Here is a 16574-nt window from a genome sequence, read left to right on the forward strand (position 1 = left end):
CACATACCCAAATTCCCTCAGTTACAGTAATATGGCGCGTTTTTCGCCTTGAGCTGCCATTTTCGTTTACCTTTTGGTGTATGAACAGCCGCTTTTTGTTCTATCCACTCAAGTAGGTAACCATGACTTCCAACGCCCTTTATACCGATTTATCGGGTTATTATGACTTAATGTGTGCTGATATTGATTATCTTCAACAAAGTCATACTGTACACCGTTTACAGCAGCTCTTTGGTAACAATGGCCGCCAACATTTAGATTTAGCCTGTGGCACTGGCCCACATGTGGCGCATTTTATTGATTTTGGTTACCAAAGTGGCGGTCTTGATATTAATCAGCCAATGCTTGATTTAGCTCAAACTCGCTGCCCCGATGCAGACTTTAGCCTGCAAGATATGTGTAGCTTTAGCACCGAAACGCCGCCCGATCTGATCACCTGTTTTTTGTATTCGATTCATTACAGCGCGCAACTTGAGCGATTAAGCCAATGTATAGCTAGTGCACATGCTGCACTTAATGCACAAGGCTTATTTTGTTTTAATGCCGTTGATAAACATAAAATTGATAACAACTCGTTTGTTAGCCACAGCGCACAGCATGGCAACAGCCTATTTAAATTTGCATCTAATTGGCATTACCAGGGCAACGGCAATGCACAAGCATTAATGTTGAGCATAGATAAAACCGATAACGGTATTACACAGTCGTGGCAAGACAGCCATTCTATGGTTGCGGTAAGTTTTAGCCAACTACAACAACTGCTTGAACCTTATTTTGACGTGCATATATTTGAGCACGATTACGATAAACTCGTGCCTTGGCAAGGCACAGCGGGCAACGCATTATTTGCCTGTGTTAAAAAATAACAGGCCGACTTACTGAGCAAAACTACTGCTCAGTAAGTCAATAAAACAACGTACTTTTGGCGACAAATGCTTGCGACTTGGGTAAATGGCATACACATTCACTTCAGGCTCTTTATAATCACAAAACAGCACTTCAAGCTCCCCACTTTGCAGCGCATCATTTAGATAAAAAGCCGGTAATCGGGTGATCCCCTGATGAGCTTGCACTAACGCCAATTGCATTTGTCCATTATTGCAGCGTACTTTTTGTCGCACATCGACCTGAAACGGTGTGCCATCTCGCTCAACAAAATCCCAGCGCCCGGGCATTTTAAGATTGGAATAACAAATACAATGATGGGCAGCCAATTCTCGAGGGTGATGCGGGCGACCATACTTTTCAATATATCCTTTTGAGACCACCACATGGGCTTTACAGTGAAATACCCGCTTGCAAATTAAACTCGATTCAACTAACTGCTCACTGGCTCGAATGGCTAAGTCGTAGCCATCAGCAATTAAATCTATCCGTTTATCGCTCAAATCCCATTCAAGAGTGACATTTGGATACATATCTAAATACTGAGCAATTACCGATTGCAGATATTGCTGACTAAATCCGATGGGGCAACTGATTTTCAGCGTGCCTTTTGGCTGCACATCATCGGCGGTGATAAGGCTCACGGCTTGCTCGGCGTCGCTAATTAATTGTACACATTGTTGAAAATACGCCTCACCTTCGGGCGTGAGCGACAACGAACGTGTGGTGCGGTTCATTAACCGCACACCAATGCGGCTTTCAAGTTTGCTTATTTCTTTACTGATGTGCGAACTTGAATGGCTAAGCACACTCGCTGCAGCATTAAAACTGCCACATTTGACCACTTGAACAAAAATTTCGATGCCATCAAACAGCTGATTACTAATCATATGGAAACAGTGACTCCACTTTTACATCATTAATAAACATATAAACTTAATATACACTGTTTCTATCGGTTAAGGCACGCGCTTAGTTGCATTTGAGAAAACGTTATCCGCATCTTGCGAGTGCAACAACCATCACTTAACACATTAAGGATATTTATTATGAACGTACTCGCTTTTGCAGCCAGTAACTCTCGTCAATCAATCAATAAACAATTAGCACATTATGCTGCGAGCATTGTGAGTGATACGGTTGAATTAGTTGATTTAAATGATTACGAAATGCCAATTTACAGCAGTGATCGTGAAGCGCAAGATGGCATTCCTGAACTTGCTCAGCGCTTATTCACTAAAATTGGCCAAGCCGATGCCGTGGTTATTTCATTTGCAGAACACAATGGCTCTTATACCGCAGCATACAAAAATATTTTTGATTGGATGTCGCGTATTAACCAAAAAGTATTTCAAAACAAAGCCATGGTTTTATTAGCCACATCACCAGGCCCAGGTGGAGCAAAATCAGTATTAGCTGCAGCAACGGGATCTGCCCCTTATTTTGCTGCCGATGTAAAAGCGAGTTTTTCAGTACCTAGTTTTTACGATAATTTTGATGCCGACACCAAACGCATTAAAAATACAGAACTTGATGCAGAGCTGCGTGCAGCTCTCGCAACACTTAAATAACACCTTAAAAAATTAGCTCTTAAATCAAGTATTTTAAATCTTGGTCAAAATAAAAACCCCCAGAGTGATTCTTTGGGGGTTTTTATTGGCAATTTTAGTTTATACCCGTCCTCTTTTAAGATGCTCAGGTGTTGGCTGCGCGCCTTGACCTCAATCACATAGCCTCTCTATGCTCATGAGGATTCAGTCACTTGCCGCCAACGAGCATCTTGAAAGCCATTGGGTTTATACTCATACACTAATTGTCAAGTTAATCTTTATGCTAAATCGAACCTGTCGAGTTGCATCACTTTAAACCATGCTTTAATAAAGTCCTCTACAAAGCGCTGCTGTGCATCATTGCTTGCATATACTTCTGCAATCGCCCGTAGTTGCGAGTTAGAGCCAAACACTAAATCAACCCGAGTAGCCAACCATTTTAACTCACCACTTTTGCGATCGCGCCCTTCAAACTGCTGCTCGGTATCATCAACTGGCTGCCATTTTGTGTTCATATCCAACAAGTTGACAAAAAAGTCATTACTCAGCATGTCACTTTTACTGGTCAATACACCTTGCTTAGCTTGTTCAAAATTAGTATTTAGCACCCGCAAACCACCCAGCAAAACGGTCATTTCTGGCGCTGTTAGCGTCAAAAGTTGCGCTTTATCTAGCAGTAGTTTTTCGGCGGGAATCGAATAACGTGCTTGTTGATAATTGCGAAAGCCATCAGCAATCGGTTCAAGTACGCCAAATGAATCCACATCGGTTTGCTCAATCTTTGCATCTGTACGCCCAGAGGCAAATGGCACTGTTACGGTAATACCAGCATTTGCTGCGGCTTGTTCAATTGCAACACCACCCGCTAGTACAATTAAATCAGCAAGCGATACTTGTTTACCTGCCGCTTTATGATTGTGATTAAAACTATGCTGGATCGTTTCAAGTGCCCCCAACACAACAACAAGTTGCGCCGGTTGATTGACCTGCCAATCTTTTTGCGGCGCTAAGCGAATACGTGCCCCATTGGCGCCGCCACGCTTGTCTGAACCTCGAAAGGTTGAAGCCGAAGCCCAGGCCGTTGACACCATTTGTGCCACCGTTAAGCCAGCTGCCAAAATTTTACTTTTTAACTCCGTAATATCCGCAGCATCAATCAGCTGATAATCTCGTTTTGGAATAGGGTCTTGCCACAGCATGTCTTCCTTTGGCACTAACGGGCCTAAACAGCGGGTTTTTGGCCCCATGTCTCGGTGAGTTAATTTATACCAAGCTCGGGCAAAAGCATCGGCAAGTTGTTCTGGATGTTGATGAAAACGCTTAGAAATTTTGGCATATATTGGATCTTCTCGCAGCGCAATATCGGAAGTGGCCATCATAGGTGCATGGCGTTTGCTAGCATCATGTGCATCTGGCACTGTGCCTGCTCCTGCACCATTTTTAGGTGCCCATTGTGTCGCTCCCGCAGGGCTTTTTACAATTTCCCATTCATAACCAAACAAGGTGTCAAAATAGCCGTTATCCCATTTAATCGGGTTTGGCGTCCACGCCCCTTCTAAGCCACTAGTAATGGTATCAACGCCTTTGCCTGATCCCATGCTGTTTTTCCAGCCAAAACCTTGCTCACTAATCCCAGCGGCTTCAGGCTCTGGCCCTACATGCGCGGGGTCGCCTGCACCGTGAGTTTTACCAAACGTATGGCCACCTGCAATCAGTGCTACGGTTTCTTCGTCATCCATTGCCATGCGGGCAAAGGTTTCGCGAATATCAATGGCTGAAGCTAGCGGATCTGGTTTGCCATTGGGGCCTTCAGGGTTGACATAAATTAACCCCATTTGCACTGCGGCTAAGGGATTTTCAAGCTCACGCTCGCCTTGGTATCGTTTGTCATCAAGCCAAGTTTGCTCATTGCCCCAATAAATATCGATTTCTGGCTGCCAAATATCAGCTCGACCACCAGCAAAACCAAAGGTTTTAAAACCCATAGTTTCAAGGGCGCAGTTGCCTGCTAATATCATTAAATCGGCCCAAGATATTTTAGCGCCATATTTTTGTTTAATTGGCCAAAGTAAACGTCTTGCTTTATCTAGATTGCCGTTGTCGGGCCAACTATTAAGTGGAGCAAAGCGCTGTGAACCCGACCCCGCTCCACCACGGCCATCAGCGGTACGATACGTGCCAGCACTGTGCCATGCCATACGAATAAAAAATGGACCATAATGACCATAATCTGCAGGCCACCAAGGTTGTGAGTCGGTCATTAAATAATTTAAATCTTGAATTAGCGCATCAAGATCAAGGCTTTTAAAGGCTTGTGCATAATTAAAATCGCTCGCCATAGGATCTGATAACGCTGAATGTTGGTGCAACATAGCTAAATTTAATTGATTTGGCCACCAATCTTGATTGGATGTGCCCATGCCCGCAGTATGATTAAACGGGCATTTTGCTGTATCTGCCATAATATAGACTTCCTTTTAGTATCGTTTGGTACAACACAAAATTGCCTCTATAGGTATAGTGCTAAAGTGTTGTTGTGGCTAACGATTTAAAACTAATAGCATCATCGCTTTTTTCGATGGTGTGAGTCTAAAGTACAAGGTGATGAAAGAGTTGTTAGGAGGAATGAGTTAAATAAACGCACACATTCCCGCACCAAATTGCTCACTTGGGCGAAGCAAATAACCATAGCGTTGATAAAATGGTTCTTTACCTTTGGCAGATAAAAGCCCCACAGTCGCCCCTTTGCTTGCGGCCGTGGCCAAATACCCTTGTATTTGCTCCATTAATACAGCACCCAACCCTTGCTTTTGATAACTAGGCGCAACAATCACATCTTGAATATAAAAAAATAATGCGCCATCACCAATCACCCTAGCCATTGCAATTAACTCGCCTTGCATACGGATCGCCACATGAAACAGTGATTGTTCCAGCGCTGCTTGGGCTAAATCAAGCGGCAATTCACCCCAACCGACCTCTTGGCGCAAATGCACAAACTCGGCGGCAGTGGGCTGAGTTAATTCAACCGTATAATTGTGTTTGCGCATTCGATGCCTCTTAATTTTATTTGCCTGCAATAACAAGCCCAGAGTTATTTTGCCTATTGTTTAGCTTTTTGTTCCGCGAGTTGCAGTTGATATTGTTCAAGTTGACCTTGCTGTTTTAACTGATGCCACTCAACCAAATTTTTAGCTTTTTCGACCGCTTTTTGCTGCGCGGCAATCGCTTGTTCAAGATTGCCTTGGCTTGCATAAAAAGCCGCTAGAGACGATTGTGCATAAGACGACTCAGGATAAAGCACAATAATACGACTGAATAAGGCTTGTGCTTTATTTGGCTCGGTAGTAATCCAAGACTCAGCTAAATGTTTTAACGAACCTTCGGCTGAGACTTCAAAGCCATATTTTTTAGCTGATAGCTGTTGGTAGTAGGCAATAATAGCATCGGCACCTTGCTGAGAAATCGCCGAATCTGCTGCTAACGGGGTAAATTTATCGGCAAAAAGGCCTTCTATACCATTGATAAGTGCAATAATAGGTTGCGACATGTAATTGTTAGTACGGTTATACACCACTTGCCACTCTAATGTGCTGGGCGCGGTTTGACTCAAGGCATATTCAAACTTTTTTACCGCATCTATACTATTTTGTTCATACGGATGACCTCCAATAGAAATATAGAGGTAACGAAGTTTATCGTCTTTGACTTTTAATTTTTCAATAGCACTTTGGCTGATATTAAACATATTGTCGCCAAGGGTTGGGCTTGCCAAAATATAGCCGGTAAATAACTGCGGCCGATTAAGCAAAATGTGCAAACCAAATGCGGCATTGCCCATAAAGCCGCTATAAGTACGAAAACCATTAGTACGATATTGTTTATCAATGCTTGCGAGTAAATCATGTTCGATATAATTGAGTAACACTGCATTATTTGGCTCGTGGATCAATTGCTCAAACTGTTTAGCAAATCCGCTATGGTAATTTTTTGGCGTAACCACTATGGTTTGTGGCCATGGCCATTCACCATTATGACTGAGCCAATCATTAAGTTGACTAATATAACCCTGGCTACGCGGATGGATATCAAGATGCAGGTAATAACGTTTATCTTGCTTATTTTCACTGTGGTAATCATTTGGTAGCGTGACTGTATATTCAATCGGCGTTTTAAATTGTGCTGAGGTAATGGTCAGTGTTTCGCTTTGCCCTGCGTGTGCGTGTGTGGTGACACCTAACAGCACAATAAAAAACATTGCCAAAACTCGCGACTTAAACATGAATCCTTCCCTATTATTAAGTTAAAAACATATGTTTTTATTCATTTTTTACTTTGCCAACCTTTGTAGGTATTGTCAAACTCACACCTGTGTAAGGCATTGCGTTGAACACAGGTTTATTGGTCTTTTTGGCCTGATGATGCGTATTGGCAAATCATCTCAATGACAATACTGTGATATGTCCTTATGAAAAAAATTGGCTTATTTATTTTTGATCACGATTTGCGGGTACTCGATAATCCAGCGCTCAAAGTGCTAGCCGATAGCGTTGATACCCTAATTTGCTTATATGTTCATGTACCACAAGATGCGTTTAGTCAGCAATTTAGCCAAACCCAACCAAGTGCAGCCAAACTTGGTTTTTTACAACAACATCTGGTTGAGCTTGATGAAAACTTACGTTTATTGAATCAGTTTTTAGTGATTGAACACGGCTCAGTGCCAAGTGTCGTCAGCAATTACATAAAACATTATGGCATTACTGATATTGGCCGCACAATTCATGCTGGATTTAACGAACAACACCATTGGCAGTATTTGCAAGCAACCTTTCCAGCTGTCAAGTTTTGTGCGCATTCAGGCAGTAGTTTATTTCGTCTTGCTGATTTACCATTTGAACTTGCAGATTTACCAAAAAGCTTTACCCCGTGTCGCAAACTATTTGAGCAACTTACTGTGCCAGCGCCTTTAGAGGCGCTCACTTATTTACCACCTCCACTACTCTCAACTGAGCATAAAAAACACGATTTAAAGCCCTCGGCGTTTAATCGTTATTATAATGGGGGCGAAATCACGGCCCATGCTTATCTTCATCACTACTTTTCAAGCAAAGCCCCTAGTATTTATAAAGAAACACGCAACGCGCTAATGGGTGATGATTTTTCAACTAAACTTTCGGGGTTTTTGGCACACGGGGCACTGAGCCCACGGCAAATTATGGCGGCACTTAAACGCTATGAATCAACCCAGGGGGCCAATGAATCAACCTATTGGATTTATTTTGAATTACTATGGCGCGAGTATTTTTATTGGTATGCACGTAAGCACCAACAGCGATTATTTAGCGCAGGCGGTGTGAGGCAAAAATCGCTTGCTACCAGCTTTTATCCGAGTCGTTTTAAACAATGGTGCGAAGGCTCAACACCCTACCCTTTGGTTAATGCATTAATGCGCGAACTCAATGAAACCGGTTGGATGTCAAACCGAGGGCGACAAATTGTGGCAAGTTGTTTTGTCAACGAACTTGAACTTGATTGGCGCTATGGCGCAGCGTATTTTGAACAACGTTTGATTGATTATGATGTTGGCAGCAACTGGGGCAACTGGCAATATTTAGCAGGCGTTGGACCAGATCCCCGTGGAGGTCGTCATTTTCATATTAAAAAACAAGCAGCGTTGTACGATCCAAACAACGCCTTTGTTACTTTTTGGCAAGGCGACAAACATTGTCAAGCAATCAATCACACAGACATGGTCGATTGGCCAATTGGAGCATTATGAGCGCCTCATTTTCAACTTTACGCTTTATTTTAGGTGATCAACTAAACGCTAATCACTCTTGGTTCAAACAAGACAAAGACAATATATTATATGTGATTGCCGAACTGCGCCAAGAAACGGATTATGCGCCGCATCATATTCAAAAAGTGTGTGGTTTTTTTGCCGCTATGGGCCAATTTGCCAACGCCTTAAAACAAGCGGGTTTCAACGTTCTACACTTAACCCTTGATGATACCGAGCACGATGCCAATTTACCCCATTTAATCGCACGTTTATGCCTACAATATCAATGTAAAAGCATTGAATATCAACAACCAGACGAGTACCGTCTCGCACAGCAGCTTAATGAGTTTGACTTTACACCCATCACCAAAGTGTGTGTTGATAGCGAGCATTTTATGTTGCCTTTTAACGAAATAAGCCAGTATTTTAAAAAAGACAAGCACGTCACCATGGAGCATTTTTATCGCAAAATGCGCAAGCGTTTTAATCTGTTAATGCACGAAAACGAGCCGCTAGGTGGGCAGTGGAATTTTGATGCCGATAACCGTGTAAAACTCAAAAAAACCGATTTAGCGGCCATTCCTGCGCCACTCTTATTTGAAATTGATGTCAGTGACATTAAAGCGCGCTTAGTTCGCCATCACGTCAAAACCATAGGTCAACTGACTGAGCCTTTTATCTGGCCCGTCAATCGCACCCAAGCTAAAGAGCTACTAGCTTTTTTTTGCCAGCATTTATTACCCAACTTTGGCCGCTTTCAAGATGCAATGACAGCCAACAGTGAGCATAGCTGGAGCTTGTACCACAGCCGGCTCTCGTTTGCGATTAACTGTAAAATGCTGCACCCTTTGCAGGTTATTCAGGCGGCAGTGTCGGCTTATGAGCAATCTGATGGCTTGATTAATTTAGCGCAGGTAGAAGGGTTTGTGCGGCAAATTTTAGGCTGGCGTGAATATGTACGCGGTGTGTATTGGACTAACATGCCCGATTACAAAACCTACAATACCTTAGACGCAAAACGAGACTTACCTGGCTATTTTTGGCATGGTAAAACTAAAATGCGGTGCTTGCACCATGCCATCAGCCAAAGTTTAACCACCGCTTACGCCCACCATATTCAGCGCTTGATGGTAACGGGAAATTTTTGTTTACTCACTGGGATTGACCCCGACCAAGTAGATGACTGGTACTTAGGGATTTATATCGATGCGATTGAATGGGTCGAATTGCCCAATACTCGTGGCATGACTCAATTTGCCGACAACGGCATTGTGGCCACTAAACCCTACGCCGCGAGTGGCAATTACATTAATAAGATGAGTGATTATTGCACCGATTGCCACTACCAAGTGAAAGATAAAGTGGGTGATAACGCCTGCCCTCTTAATAGCTTATATTGGCAGTTTATGATCCAACATCGCGAGCGACTTGAGCGCAATCCGCGCATTGGCATGATATATCGCAATTGGGATAAACAATCACCACAAAGCCAAACTGACACGCTCAGCCGTGCAAAGTGGTGTTTAGACAATATCGAGCAGCTTTAGCTACTTTGTACCACTAACTCACTTAAGTTTGCTGCCGCTTTAGTGACGCTAAACTCAGTAATTTCATACACGGCAATGCCATCGCGATAAAATGGGTCATTTTCAAGTAATGTATGCAGTGCTTCGCGGCTTGGTATATTAGCCAAAATAATACCACCCGTGCGCGGCACTTTTGGCCCCGATGCTAAAAAATGCCCCGCTTGGTAATTAGCATCTAAAAACCTTAAGTGCTCTGCTAACAACAATTCAACTTGGCTTAAATCGGTGCGATACGTAATTGATACAACAAACATTTTTCACCCTTCTTGTGTTATGAGTTTTACCATACCATCACGTTTAAGGCCAAATAAGGCACAATAAAAAAGATAACCATTAACATTTTATACTGGGCTAAGTATTTGAGATAAATCATATTTAACTCATCTTCTGCCACATTAAAAAGCTGACTGTGTAAGATTAAAATACTTTTATTAAATACCAACAACAAAATAAAAATAATACTGAGCATGGCGATGCTAATGCAGCTGGCCCAGCCAAAAAAGGTGGTAAGTTGGTCTAAAGTCATCTATCTATCACTTGTATTTTTTAGTTAACCCACTGTAACAAATGGCAGCAATAAAGATAGGTACTATTTAATTAACCAAAAAACCAGTAACACACCGCAATTGCCGTCACAATACCTGCAAAATCAGCAGCTAAGCCGCAGCCAATTGCATGGCGTGTATGCTTTATTCCAACCGCGCCAAAGTACACAGCTAAAACATAAAAAGTGGTTTCTGTTGAACCTTGAATGGTTGAAGCTAGTCGCCCAGCAAATGAATCTGCACCATGGGTATTCATGGTTTCGAGCATCATAGCACGTGCCCCTGAGCCACTCAGCGGTTTCATAAATGCCGTTGGCATGGCATCAACAAAACGGGCATCGCCATTGGCAAGCGCAACCAAGTAGCGCACACCATCTAATGCCACATCAAGCGCACCGCTGGCACGTAATACCCCTATCGCACAGAGCATGGCTAACAAATAAGGAATAAGCGATATCGAAAATTCAAAGCCTTGTTTGGCACCTTCAATAAATTGCTCATAAACATTTTGTTTTTTATAAAATGCCCAACAAAAACAGAGCAATACAAACGTAAATATTAAAAAATTACTCAATACTGCTGATTGGTAACTCAGTTGCTGCGCCGCTAAGGTTGAAAAATATAAGACTAAGGCCAAAATGGCAGCGATAATCGTGCCCAAATAAGCCAAGGTAACAGCATGATAAAGCTTTAATTTTTGTATCCACGCCACCACCAATAACCCGACTAGGGTCGAGCTAAATGTCGCCAATAAAATAGGAATAAAAACATCAGTTGGCGATGCCGCGCCTTGCTGGGCACGATAAACAAAAACAGCAATAGGAAACAAGGTTACTGAGCTGGTATTGAGAACTAAAAACAGGATTTGCGCATTACTGGCGGTGTCTTTCTGCGGGTTGATACTTTGCAAGTCGTGCATCGCTTTGATGCCAAGTGGCGTGGCCGCATTATCGAGCCCTAATAAATTAGCACTTAAATTCATAGTGATAGAACCAAATGCAGGGTGATTTTTTGGCACCTCAGGCATTAATCTACCAAACAAGGGTGACAAAACTCGCGCCAGCACATTCACCAGCCCTGCTTGCTCTGCCACCTTCATCACCCCCAGCCAAAAGCACAATGCACCAACAAGGCCAATCGCTATTTCAACGGAGACTTTTGCCATAGTAAACAGTGCTTGCACCATGCGTTCAAACACCAAGCCATCGCCGCCTAACCAAGTGGCTAAGGCTGAAAAAAAAGCGATGATAAAAAAAGATAACCAAATTTTATTAAGCATAATGAGTTTTTATTATTTTTTATCGTTGAATTGTTTCATTTTAGCGGCAAAAAGTCACAATAAATGGCTATTTATCGGCTTTTATTTAATCCCACCCCGCTTTGCTGATATCATTACTTTATCGCAAAAATCCAAGGCAACCACATTGGACAAACATACTTATATCCCCGCAGAATTTATCGCAGATGTGCAGCGCTATTTACCAAGTCATTTATCATTAGACGACTACCTCACCAGCTGCCAAAGTCCTCTTCGCCCAGCGCTTAGAGTCAATACCTTAAAAATGTCAGTGGCCGACTTTAAAACCTATGCTGCAAATCATGATTGGCAAATTACACCTGTGCCTTGGTGCGAGGAAGGGTTTTGGTATCAGCGCCCGCAAGCGCAACAAAATTTATCCATAGGCAATACCGATATCCATTTAAGCGGCGCGATTTATATTCAAGAAGCAAGCTCTATGCTGCCTGTATTTGCGCTACAACATCAAAATGATTTAACCGATTGCATTTTGCTTGATATGGCAGCGGCACCGGGTTCTAAAACCTCACAAATCGCAGCACAAATGAAAAATACTGGCGTATTAGTTGCCAATGAATTTTCATCATCGCGGCTCAAATCACTCAGTGCCAATATGCAACGTTTAGGCATTGCCAATGTTGCGTTGTCGCATTTTGATGCGGCTGTGTTTGGCCCTTATATGGAACAAAGCTTCAGCCATATTTTATTAGACGCCCCTTGCTCTGGCGAAGGCACTGTACGCAAAGATCCCGATGCTCTGAAAAATTGGTCAATTGAATCAAACCAGCAGATAGCACAAGTGCAAAAACAACTCATTGAAAGTGCTTTTTATGCGTTAAAAACAGGCGGTACTTTAGTGTATTCAACCTGCACTCTGACCCCTCTTGAAAACCAAGAGGTGTGTCAGTATTTACTCGATACCTTTGCCGGACAAATTGAAGTCGTTAAACTCGATGATTTATTTTTTGATGCCAAGCGCGCTGCAACGTCCGAGGGATACCTGCACATTTGGCCACAACTTTATGATACTGAAGGCTTTTTTGTCGCTAAATTCAAAAAATCCAGCCATTCATCTCATCCAAAACCACAGACTAAAAAAGGCCAATTTCCTTTCACGCTTTACGGTAAAAAAGATGCTCAGACATTATTAAACGAATTAAAAAAACAGTTTGGGATCGATTCACTACCAGGACAACTGCATTTACGGGATAAAGAAGTGTGGTTATTTCCGAGTGAATTTGCCCTCATAAATGAAAAAATAAAATACAGCCGAATGGGAATTTTAGTGGGGCAAACTCACCGCACGGGTGTGAGATTATGCCATGAGTTTGCAACCTGTTTTGGTCACTTAGCCCTTAAAAACACCTACGAGCTGTCATCTGTTCAAGCAAATGATTATTTTCAGGGAAAAGACATTAGTTTACCCACATCAACCAACGACACGGGTGAAGTATTATTACGATTATGCGGTTCAGTGATTGGCTTGGGGAAATGGCAAAAATCGAAAATTAAAAACAGTCTACCGCGCGATCTAGTTAGGAATAACCAGTTAATAACTTGGGTATAAACCGCGTAAAAAGTGTGGCTAAAATGTGATTTAAATGTGCACTCAATGCATAACATTATGTTTTTAAAAAGATTAAATATTTGTAAATTTTTTATACTTTTTTAGTTTTGTTAACTACACTTAACGTTACTTTCACTTCTCCCTAAAGTATGTGGAATTTTTTAAGTTAGCGCACGGCTCAGTCTGAGCCATTCCCCTATGCCTAGGACAATTCGGATTCGTCCTAGGCGTTTTTTCTTTTATTTTCTTTAAAATTTCAACCAATGAATAGATAACCTTATATTTTTTAAGACGTTATAAATCTAACAATCGAGTTTTTGATTGTTATTCGAACAAAATCGCTTAAAAGGTTACTTCTATCACTTTGTTTTACGCTTTGTTTAAATCAAATTCGCTTAATTGACCATTACCATGCAAAATTTGGTAACTCACTAATTTATGATCTGCTAATACAATCAGGCTGATGCCACTTTTACTGATCAAATGCTGATTTTGATTGTGCACTAACGTATGTTTAGCAACTTTCATTTGCCAACGTTTAGTGAAAAAATTGAGGGGGCTGAATCTTCCATATAAAACACTATCAATTTTATTTAAGCATCTTAACAACTTAGTTGGAAATTCATTTTTAATTCCACTGGCAGTTAATTGCCAGATACGGTTATGACGTTGGCTAAAGCGTGCTTGGACCGAAAAGCAAAAAGAATAATGAACATCACCCGATAAAATTAAGGTTTCACAAGGAGTATCGCCACGGCGAAAAATTTGCATTAGTTTTCGCGCTGCGCCCTCATGAGCCATCCAGTTTTCGACATCAACTAACAAAGGTTGACCACAAAAGTTAAAAACGGCTTGAATGGCTTCAATTGATTTAACACCAAAAACTGGCGCAGGTGAGACTAAAATTACTTCATCCTTGCCAACAAGCGCTTCTTCTAATTGCGTCAGTTGCTGCCAATCTAACAACCCTGAAGGTTCATGAAAATTTTGTTCATTACGCCAACGTTGCGTGCGTGAATCAATCACCACCACACTCGGCTGACAATTTAGATGATACGACCACTGATCAAATTTAAAAATAGTATTGTCAAATTTTGTTAATTGCCATGTATTTTTAACTAAGCAACGTTTAAATTCAGGTAGTAAGGCTGCTGTTTTTTCACCATTATCATTACCAATTCCTTGAAATAACCAGTAACTAATAATGCCGTTCGCAACAATTCGTCGGCTATTTTTATTTTGATAAACCGCCCGCTCCCACGCAGCCGTTAAATTCCAGTCATCGGTCACATCATGATCATCAAACATCATTAAGGTACTGATATTGGCATATAATCGGCTACAAGCAGGCAGAGCTTGTGAGAATGCTTGTATAGTTTGTTGCTCGTGCTGGTAAAGTTGCTGCTCTTTGGCCGTAAATAAGGATAAATCAGCAAGTCCATCACCCAGATACGACCAAATACGACTACTAAACGTTAAAACATATAATGCAATAAACTCTTCAAAATAAATCAGATGGTTGGCGGCTTTTAGGCTCGTAAAATGCACCCAATCTTTACGTAACCAATAACCAAATTCAGTTTTATCTCGTTCACGCCATGGAGTGATAGGTAAATAGCGTGCCCGTTTATAAAGTTGCTGCTCAAGCGTATTGGGTAAAGTTAAATCAATGCCTTTGTCGGGGTAAATACCAAGTAAACTAATTACTTGATGAATGTTGTACAGCATAGGTGCTGCAACATCATCACAATAAACTTGATCGCCCGATAAAATCAGTAACTCAGCACCAAACTCACCTGCGTCTCTACTTCTAGCTTGATAATGGTCGGCAGCAACGAGGCCATCTTGACTATCATGGTGAGGGTTACGACATGAACCATGAAGTACTTGGGTAAGATCAGTTGGAATAATAAAGCGCGGTGTTGATGCACCATCATAACAAAATTCACTATGATCAATATCCTCAGCGCTTTGTAATTGATAGCTAATCAGTTGATTGGTTGGAAAACCAGACTCAGAACGTAAACTAAAAAAACGTAAAAATAGCGACTTACCAAGCTCAATACAGGTTTGATCTATGTGGTAATTGTCTAAACCAATTAGCTCAATAGTTAAATCAGCGGGAGTGGTTGTCGCAACGCTGATACAAATAGCATGAGGCTCAGCGCGGCGGATCTGCGGACCTAACAGTAAAAACGGTAACGAGAGCGCCGCAGATAACATGTTCAAAAGTTAACTTCTGGCAGCCAACTGAAACAAGTTATAAAAATTAGCCGTTGTGGCACTGGCCAATTGTTGATAACTCAATCCTTTTAAGTCTGCGATAAAATAAGCAACATCTTGTACATAAGCAGGTTGATTGGTTTTGCCACGATGGGGGACAGGGCTTAGATATGGCGAATCAGTTTCAATTAATAAGCGATCTAATGGGATTTGTTTTACCACATCGCGCAATTCAACTGCATTTTTAAAAGTGGCAATGCCTGAAATTGAAATATAAAAACCTAAATCAATCGCCGCTTTTGCCATTTGCCAATCTTCAGTAAAGCAGTGTAATACTCCACCTACCTCATCGGCTTTATGGCTTTTTAATAATGATAACGTATCTTGACGTGCATCTCGGGTATGAACAATCAATGGCTTATTAAGCTCACGTGCTACTTCAATATGACCAACAAATGAATCTAGCTGGACTTGTTTTGTATCTGCACTGTAAAAATAATCAAGCCCAGTTTCACCTATCGCAACTACTTTTGGATCTACAGCGAGCTTTAACAGCAATTCTTTATCGAGCGCATCTTTTTGATCAAGAGGGTGAACCCCACAAGAGGCCGAAACGTCAGGATAATGGGCAATTTTTGCTAACATGTCAGGAAATTGCTGCAAAGTAACCGAAACACATAAAAAATGTTCGACTTGTTTTTGTCTGGCTTGTTCGAGAACTTGATCGAGGTTTAAATCAAGTTTGTCAAAATCGAGTCTATCGAGATGACAATGAGAATCTACTATCACAATATCTACTTACTACATAGTGTAGGTCACATCGCCCGAATTGAGCATGCCACCTAAAATTCGTTCTATTTTATCACGTAACAGATGCTTATCGTCGATAAAACCAATACCAATACCTGGTGGATTCGCATTTTGACTACCTTGCGGAGTGAGCCATACTACGGAACCTGTCACTACATCTTCTTCAAGAGCATCAGGCAAAGTCACGCGCAGTGCCATGGGTTGGCCCATTTCGTAATGCATATTAGTACGAACAAATAAACCACCGTTTTTTAAATACGGCATGTACGATTTATATAGTTCACGTAAATCTTCAAAATCAATTAACAGTTCTTGCAAAATACACC

General features: G+C 41.6%; 15 protein-coding genes. 5 read left to right on the forward strand and 10 right to left on the reverse strand.

Translation table 11 applies throughout. From position 1 onward, the window contains the following. Positions 1-122: 122 nt before the first annotated feature. Positions 123-866 (forward strand): class I SAM-dependent DNA methyltransferase, encoded by a 744-nt coding sequence (locus tag PTUN_RS10375; protein ID WP_009840232.1) that lies wholly within the window; start codon positions 123-125, stop codon positions 864-866. Between the two features lie 9 nt (positions 867-875). Here PTUN_RS10375 and PTUN_RS10380 read toward each other — a convergent pair whose 3' ends face one another. Beyond that, positions 876-1775: a LysR family transcriptional regulator gene (locus PTUN_RS10380; protein WP_009840233.1), complete on the reverse strand. Its 900-nt coding sequence runs from the start codon at positions 1773-1775 to the stop codon at positions 876-878. A gap of 159 nt (positions 1776-1934) precedes the next feature. Here PTUN_RS10380 and PTUN_RS10385 point away from each other — a divergent pair, with 159 nt between their 5' ends. Then, entirely contained in the window at positions 1935-2456 is a 522-nt protein-coding gene (locus PTUN_RS10385; RefSeq protein ID WP_009840234.1) for an NADPH-dependent FMN reductase, read from the forward strand. Positions 2457-2713: 257 nt separating this feature from the next. Here PTUN_RS10385 and katG read toward each other — a convergent pair whose 3' ends face one another. The 3 genes from katG to PTUN_RS10400 all read right to left on the reverse strand — a co-directional run bounded on the left by katG (position 2714) and on the right by PTUN_RS10400 (position 6717). Further along, positions 2714-4897, reverse strand: a complete 2184-nt coding sequence (gene katG, locus PTUN_RS10390; protein ID WP_009840235.1) for a catalase/peroxidase HPI — start codon at positions 4895-4897, stop codon at positions 2714-2716. Positions 4898-5065: 168 nt separating this feature from the next. After that, positions 5066-5485 (reverse strand): GNAT family N-acetyltransferase, encoded by a 420-nt coding sequence (locus PTUN_RS10395; protein ID WP_009840236.1) that lies wholly within the window; start codon positions 5483-5485, stop codon positions 5066-5068. Between the two features lie 53 nt (positions 5486-5538). Continuing rightward, entirely contained in the window at positions 5539-6717 is a 1179-nt protein-coding gene (locus tag PTUN_RS10400) for an esterase (protein ID WP_009840237.1), read from the reverse strand. A gap of 186 nt (positions 6718-6903) precedes the next feature. Between PTUN_RS10400 and PTUN_RS10405 the strand changes: the two genes are divergently transcribed. Together PTUN_RS10405 and PTUN_RS10410 are read left to right on the forward strand one after the other, a co-directional pair. Beyond that, complete coding sequence (locus tag PTUN_RS10405) at positions 6904-8217, forward strand: DASH family cryptochrome (RefSeq protein WP_009840238.1); 1314 nt, start codon at positions 6904-6906, stop codon at positions 8215-8217. Next, positions 8214-9767, forward strand: a complete 1554-nt coding sequence (locus PTUN_RS10410) for a cryptochrome/photolyase family protein (RefSeq protein WP_009840239.1) — start codon at positions 8214-8216, stop codon at positions 9765-9767. The genes PTUN_RS10405 and PTUN_RS10410 overlap by 4 nt, the downstream gene beginning before the upstream one ends. Here PTUN_RS10410 and PTUN_RS10415 read toward each other — a convergent pair. From PTUN_RS10415 to PTUN_RS10425, 3 genes are all read right to left on the reverse strand, one after another. After that, positions 9764-10060 carry a YciI family protein gene (locus PTUN_RS10415; protein WP_009840240.1) on the reverse strand — a complete coding sequence of 99 codons (297 nt, stop codon included), beginning with the start codon at positions 10058-10060 and terminating at the stop codon, positions 9764-9766. The two genes, PTUN_RS10410 and PTUN_RS10415, sit on opposite strands and share 4 nt — an antisense overlap. A gap of 26 nt (positions 10061-10086) precedes the next feature. Beyond that, positions 10087-10332 (reverse strand): DUF6868 family protein, encoded by a 246-nt coding sequence (locus PTUN_RS10420; RefSeq protein WP_009840241.1) that lies wholly within the window; start codon positions 10330-10332, stop codon positions 10087-10089. Positions 10333-10403: 71 nt separating this feature from the next. Beyond that, positions 10404-11630: a nucleoside recognition domain-containing protein gene (locus PTUN_RS10425; RefSeq protein WP_009840242.1), complete on the reverse strand. Its 1227-nt coding sequence runs from the start codon at positions 11628-11630 to the stop codon at positions 10404-10406. A gap of 145 nt (positions 11631-11775) precedes the next feature. Between PTUN_RS10425 and rsmF the strand changes: the two genes are divergently transcribed. After that, positions 11776-13215 carry a 16S rRNA (cytosine(1407)-C(5))-methyltransferase RsmF gene (gene rsmF, locus PTUN_RS10430; RefSeq protein ID WP_040644301.1) on the forward strand — a complete coding sequence of 480 codons (1440 nt, stop codon included), beginning with the start codon at positions 11776-11778 and terminating at the stop codon, positions 13213-13215. Between the two features lie 369 nt (positions 13216-13584). On the opposite strand, the gene PTUN_RS10435 is transcribed toward rsmF, so the two are convergent. From PTUN_RS10435 to PTUN_RS10445, 3 genes are read right to left on the reverse strand one after another with little or no spacing between them, the layout of a single operon-like run. Next, the gene (locus PTUN_RS10435; RefSeq protein ID WP_009840244.1) at positions 13585-15438 is read right to left on the reverse strand and encodes a metallophosphoesterase family protein; all 1854 of its coding nucleotides are present in this window, start codon (positions 15436-15438) and stop codon (positions 13585-13587) included. Positions 15439-15447: 9 nt separating this feature from the next. Further along, the gene (locus tag PTUN_RS10440) at positions 15448-16227 is read right to left on the reverse strand and encodes a TatD family hydrolase (RefSeq protein WP_009840245.1); all 780 of its coding nucleotides are present in this window, start codon (positions 16225-16227) and stop codon (positions 15448-15450) included. Between the two features lie 12 nt (positions 16228-16239). Beyond that, positions 16240-16566, reverse strand: a complete 327-nt coding sequence (locus PTUN_RS10445) for a PilZ domain-containing protein (RefSeq protein ID WP_009840246.1) — start codon at positions 16564-16566, stop codon at positions 16240-16242. Positions 16567-16574 lie beyond the last annotated feature (8 nt).

It is taken from the genome of Pseudoalteromonas tunicata (assembly GCF_002310815.1).
Taxonomy (GTDB): Bacteria; Pseudomonadota; Gammaproteobacteria; order Enterobacterales; family Alteromonadaceae; genus Pseudoalteromonas; species Pseudoalteromonas tunicata.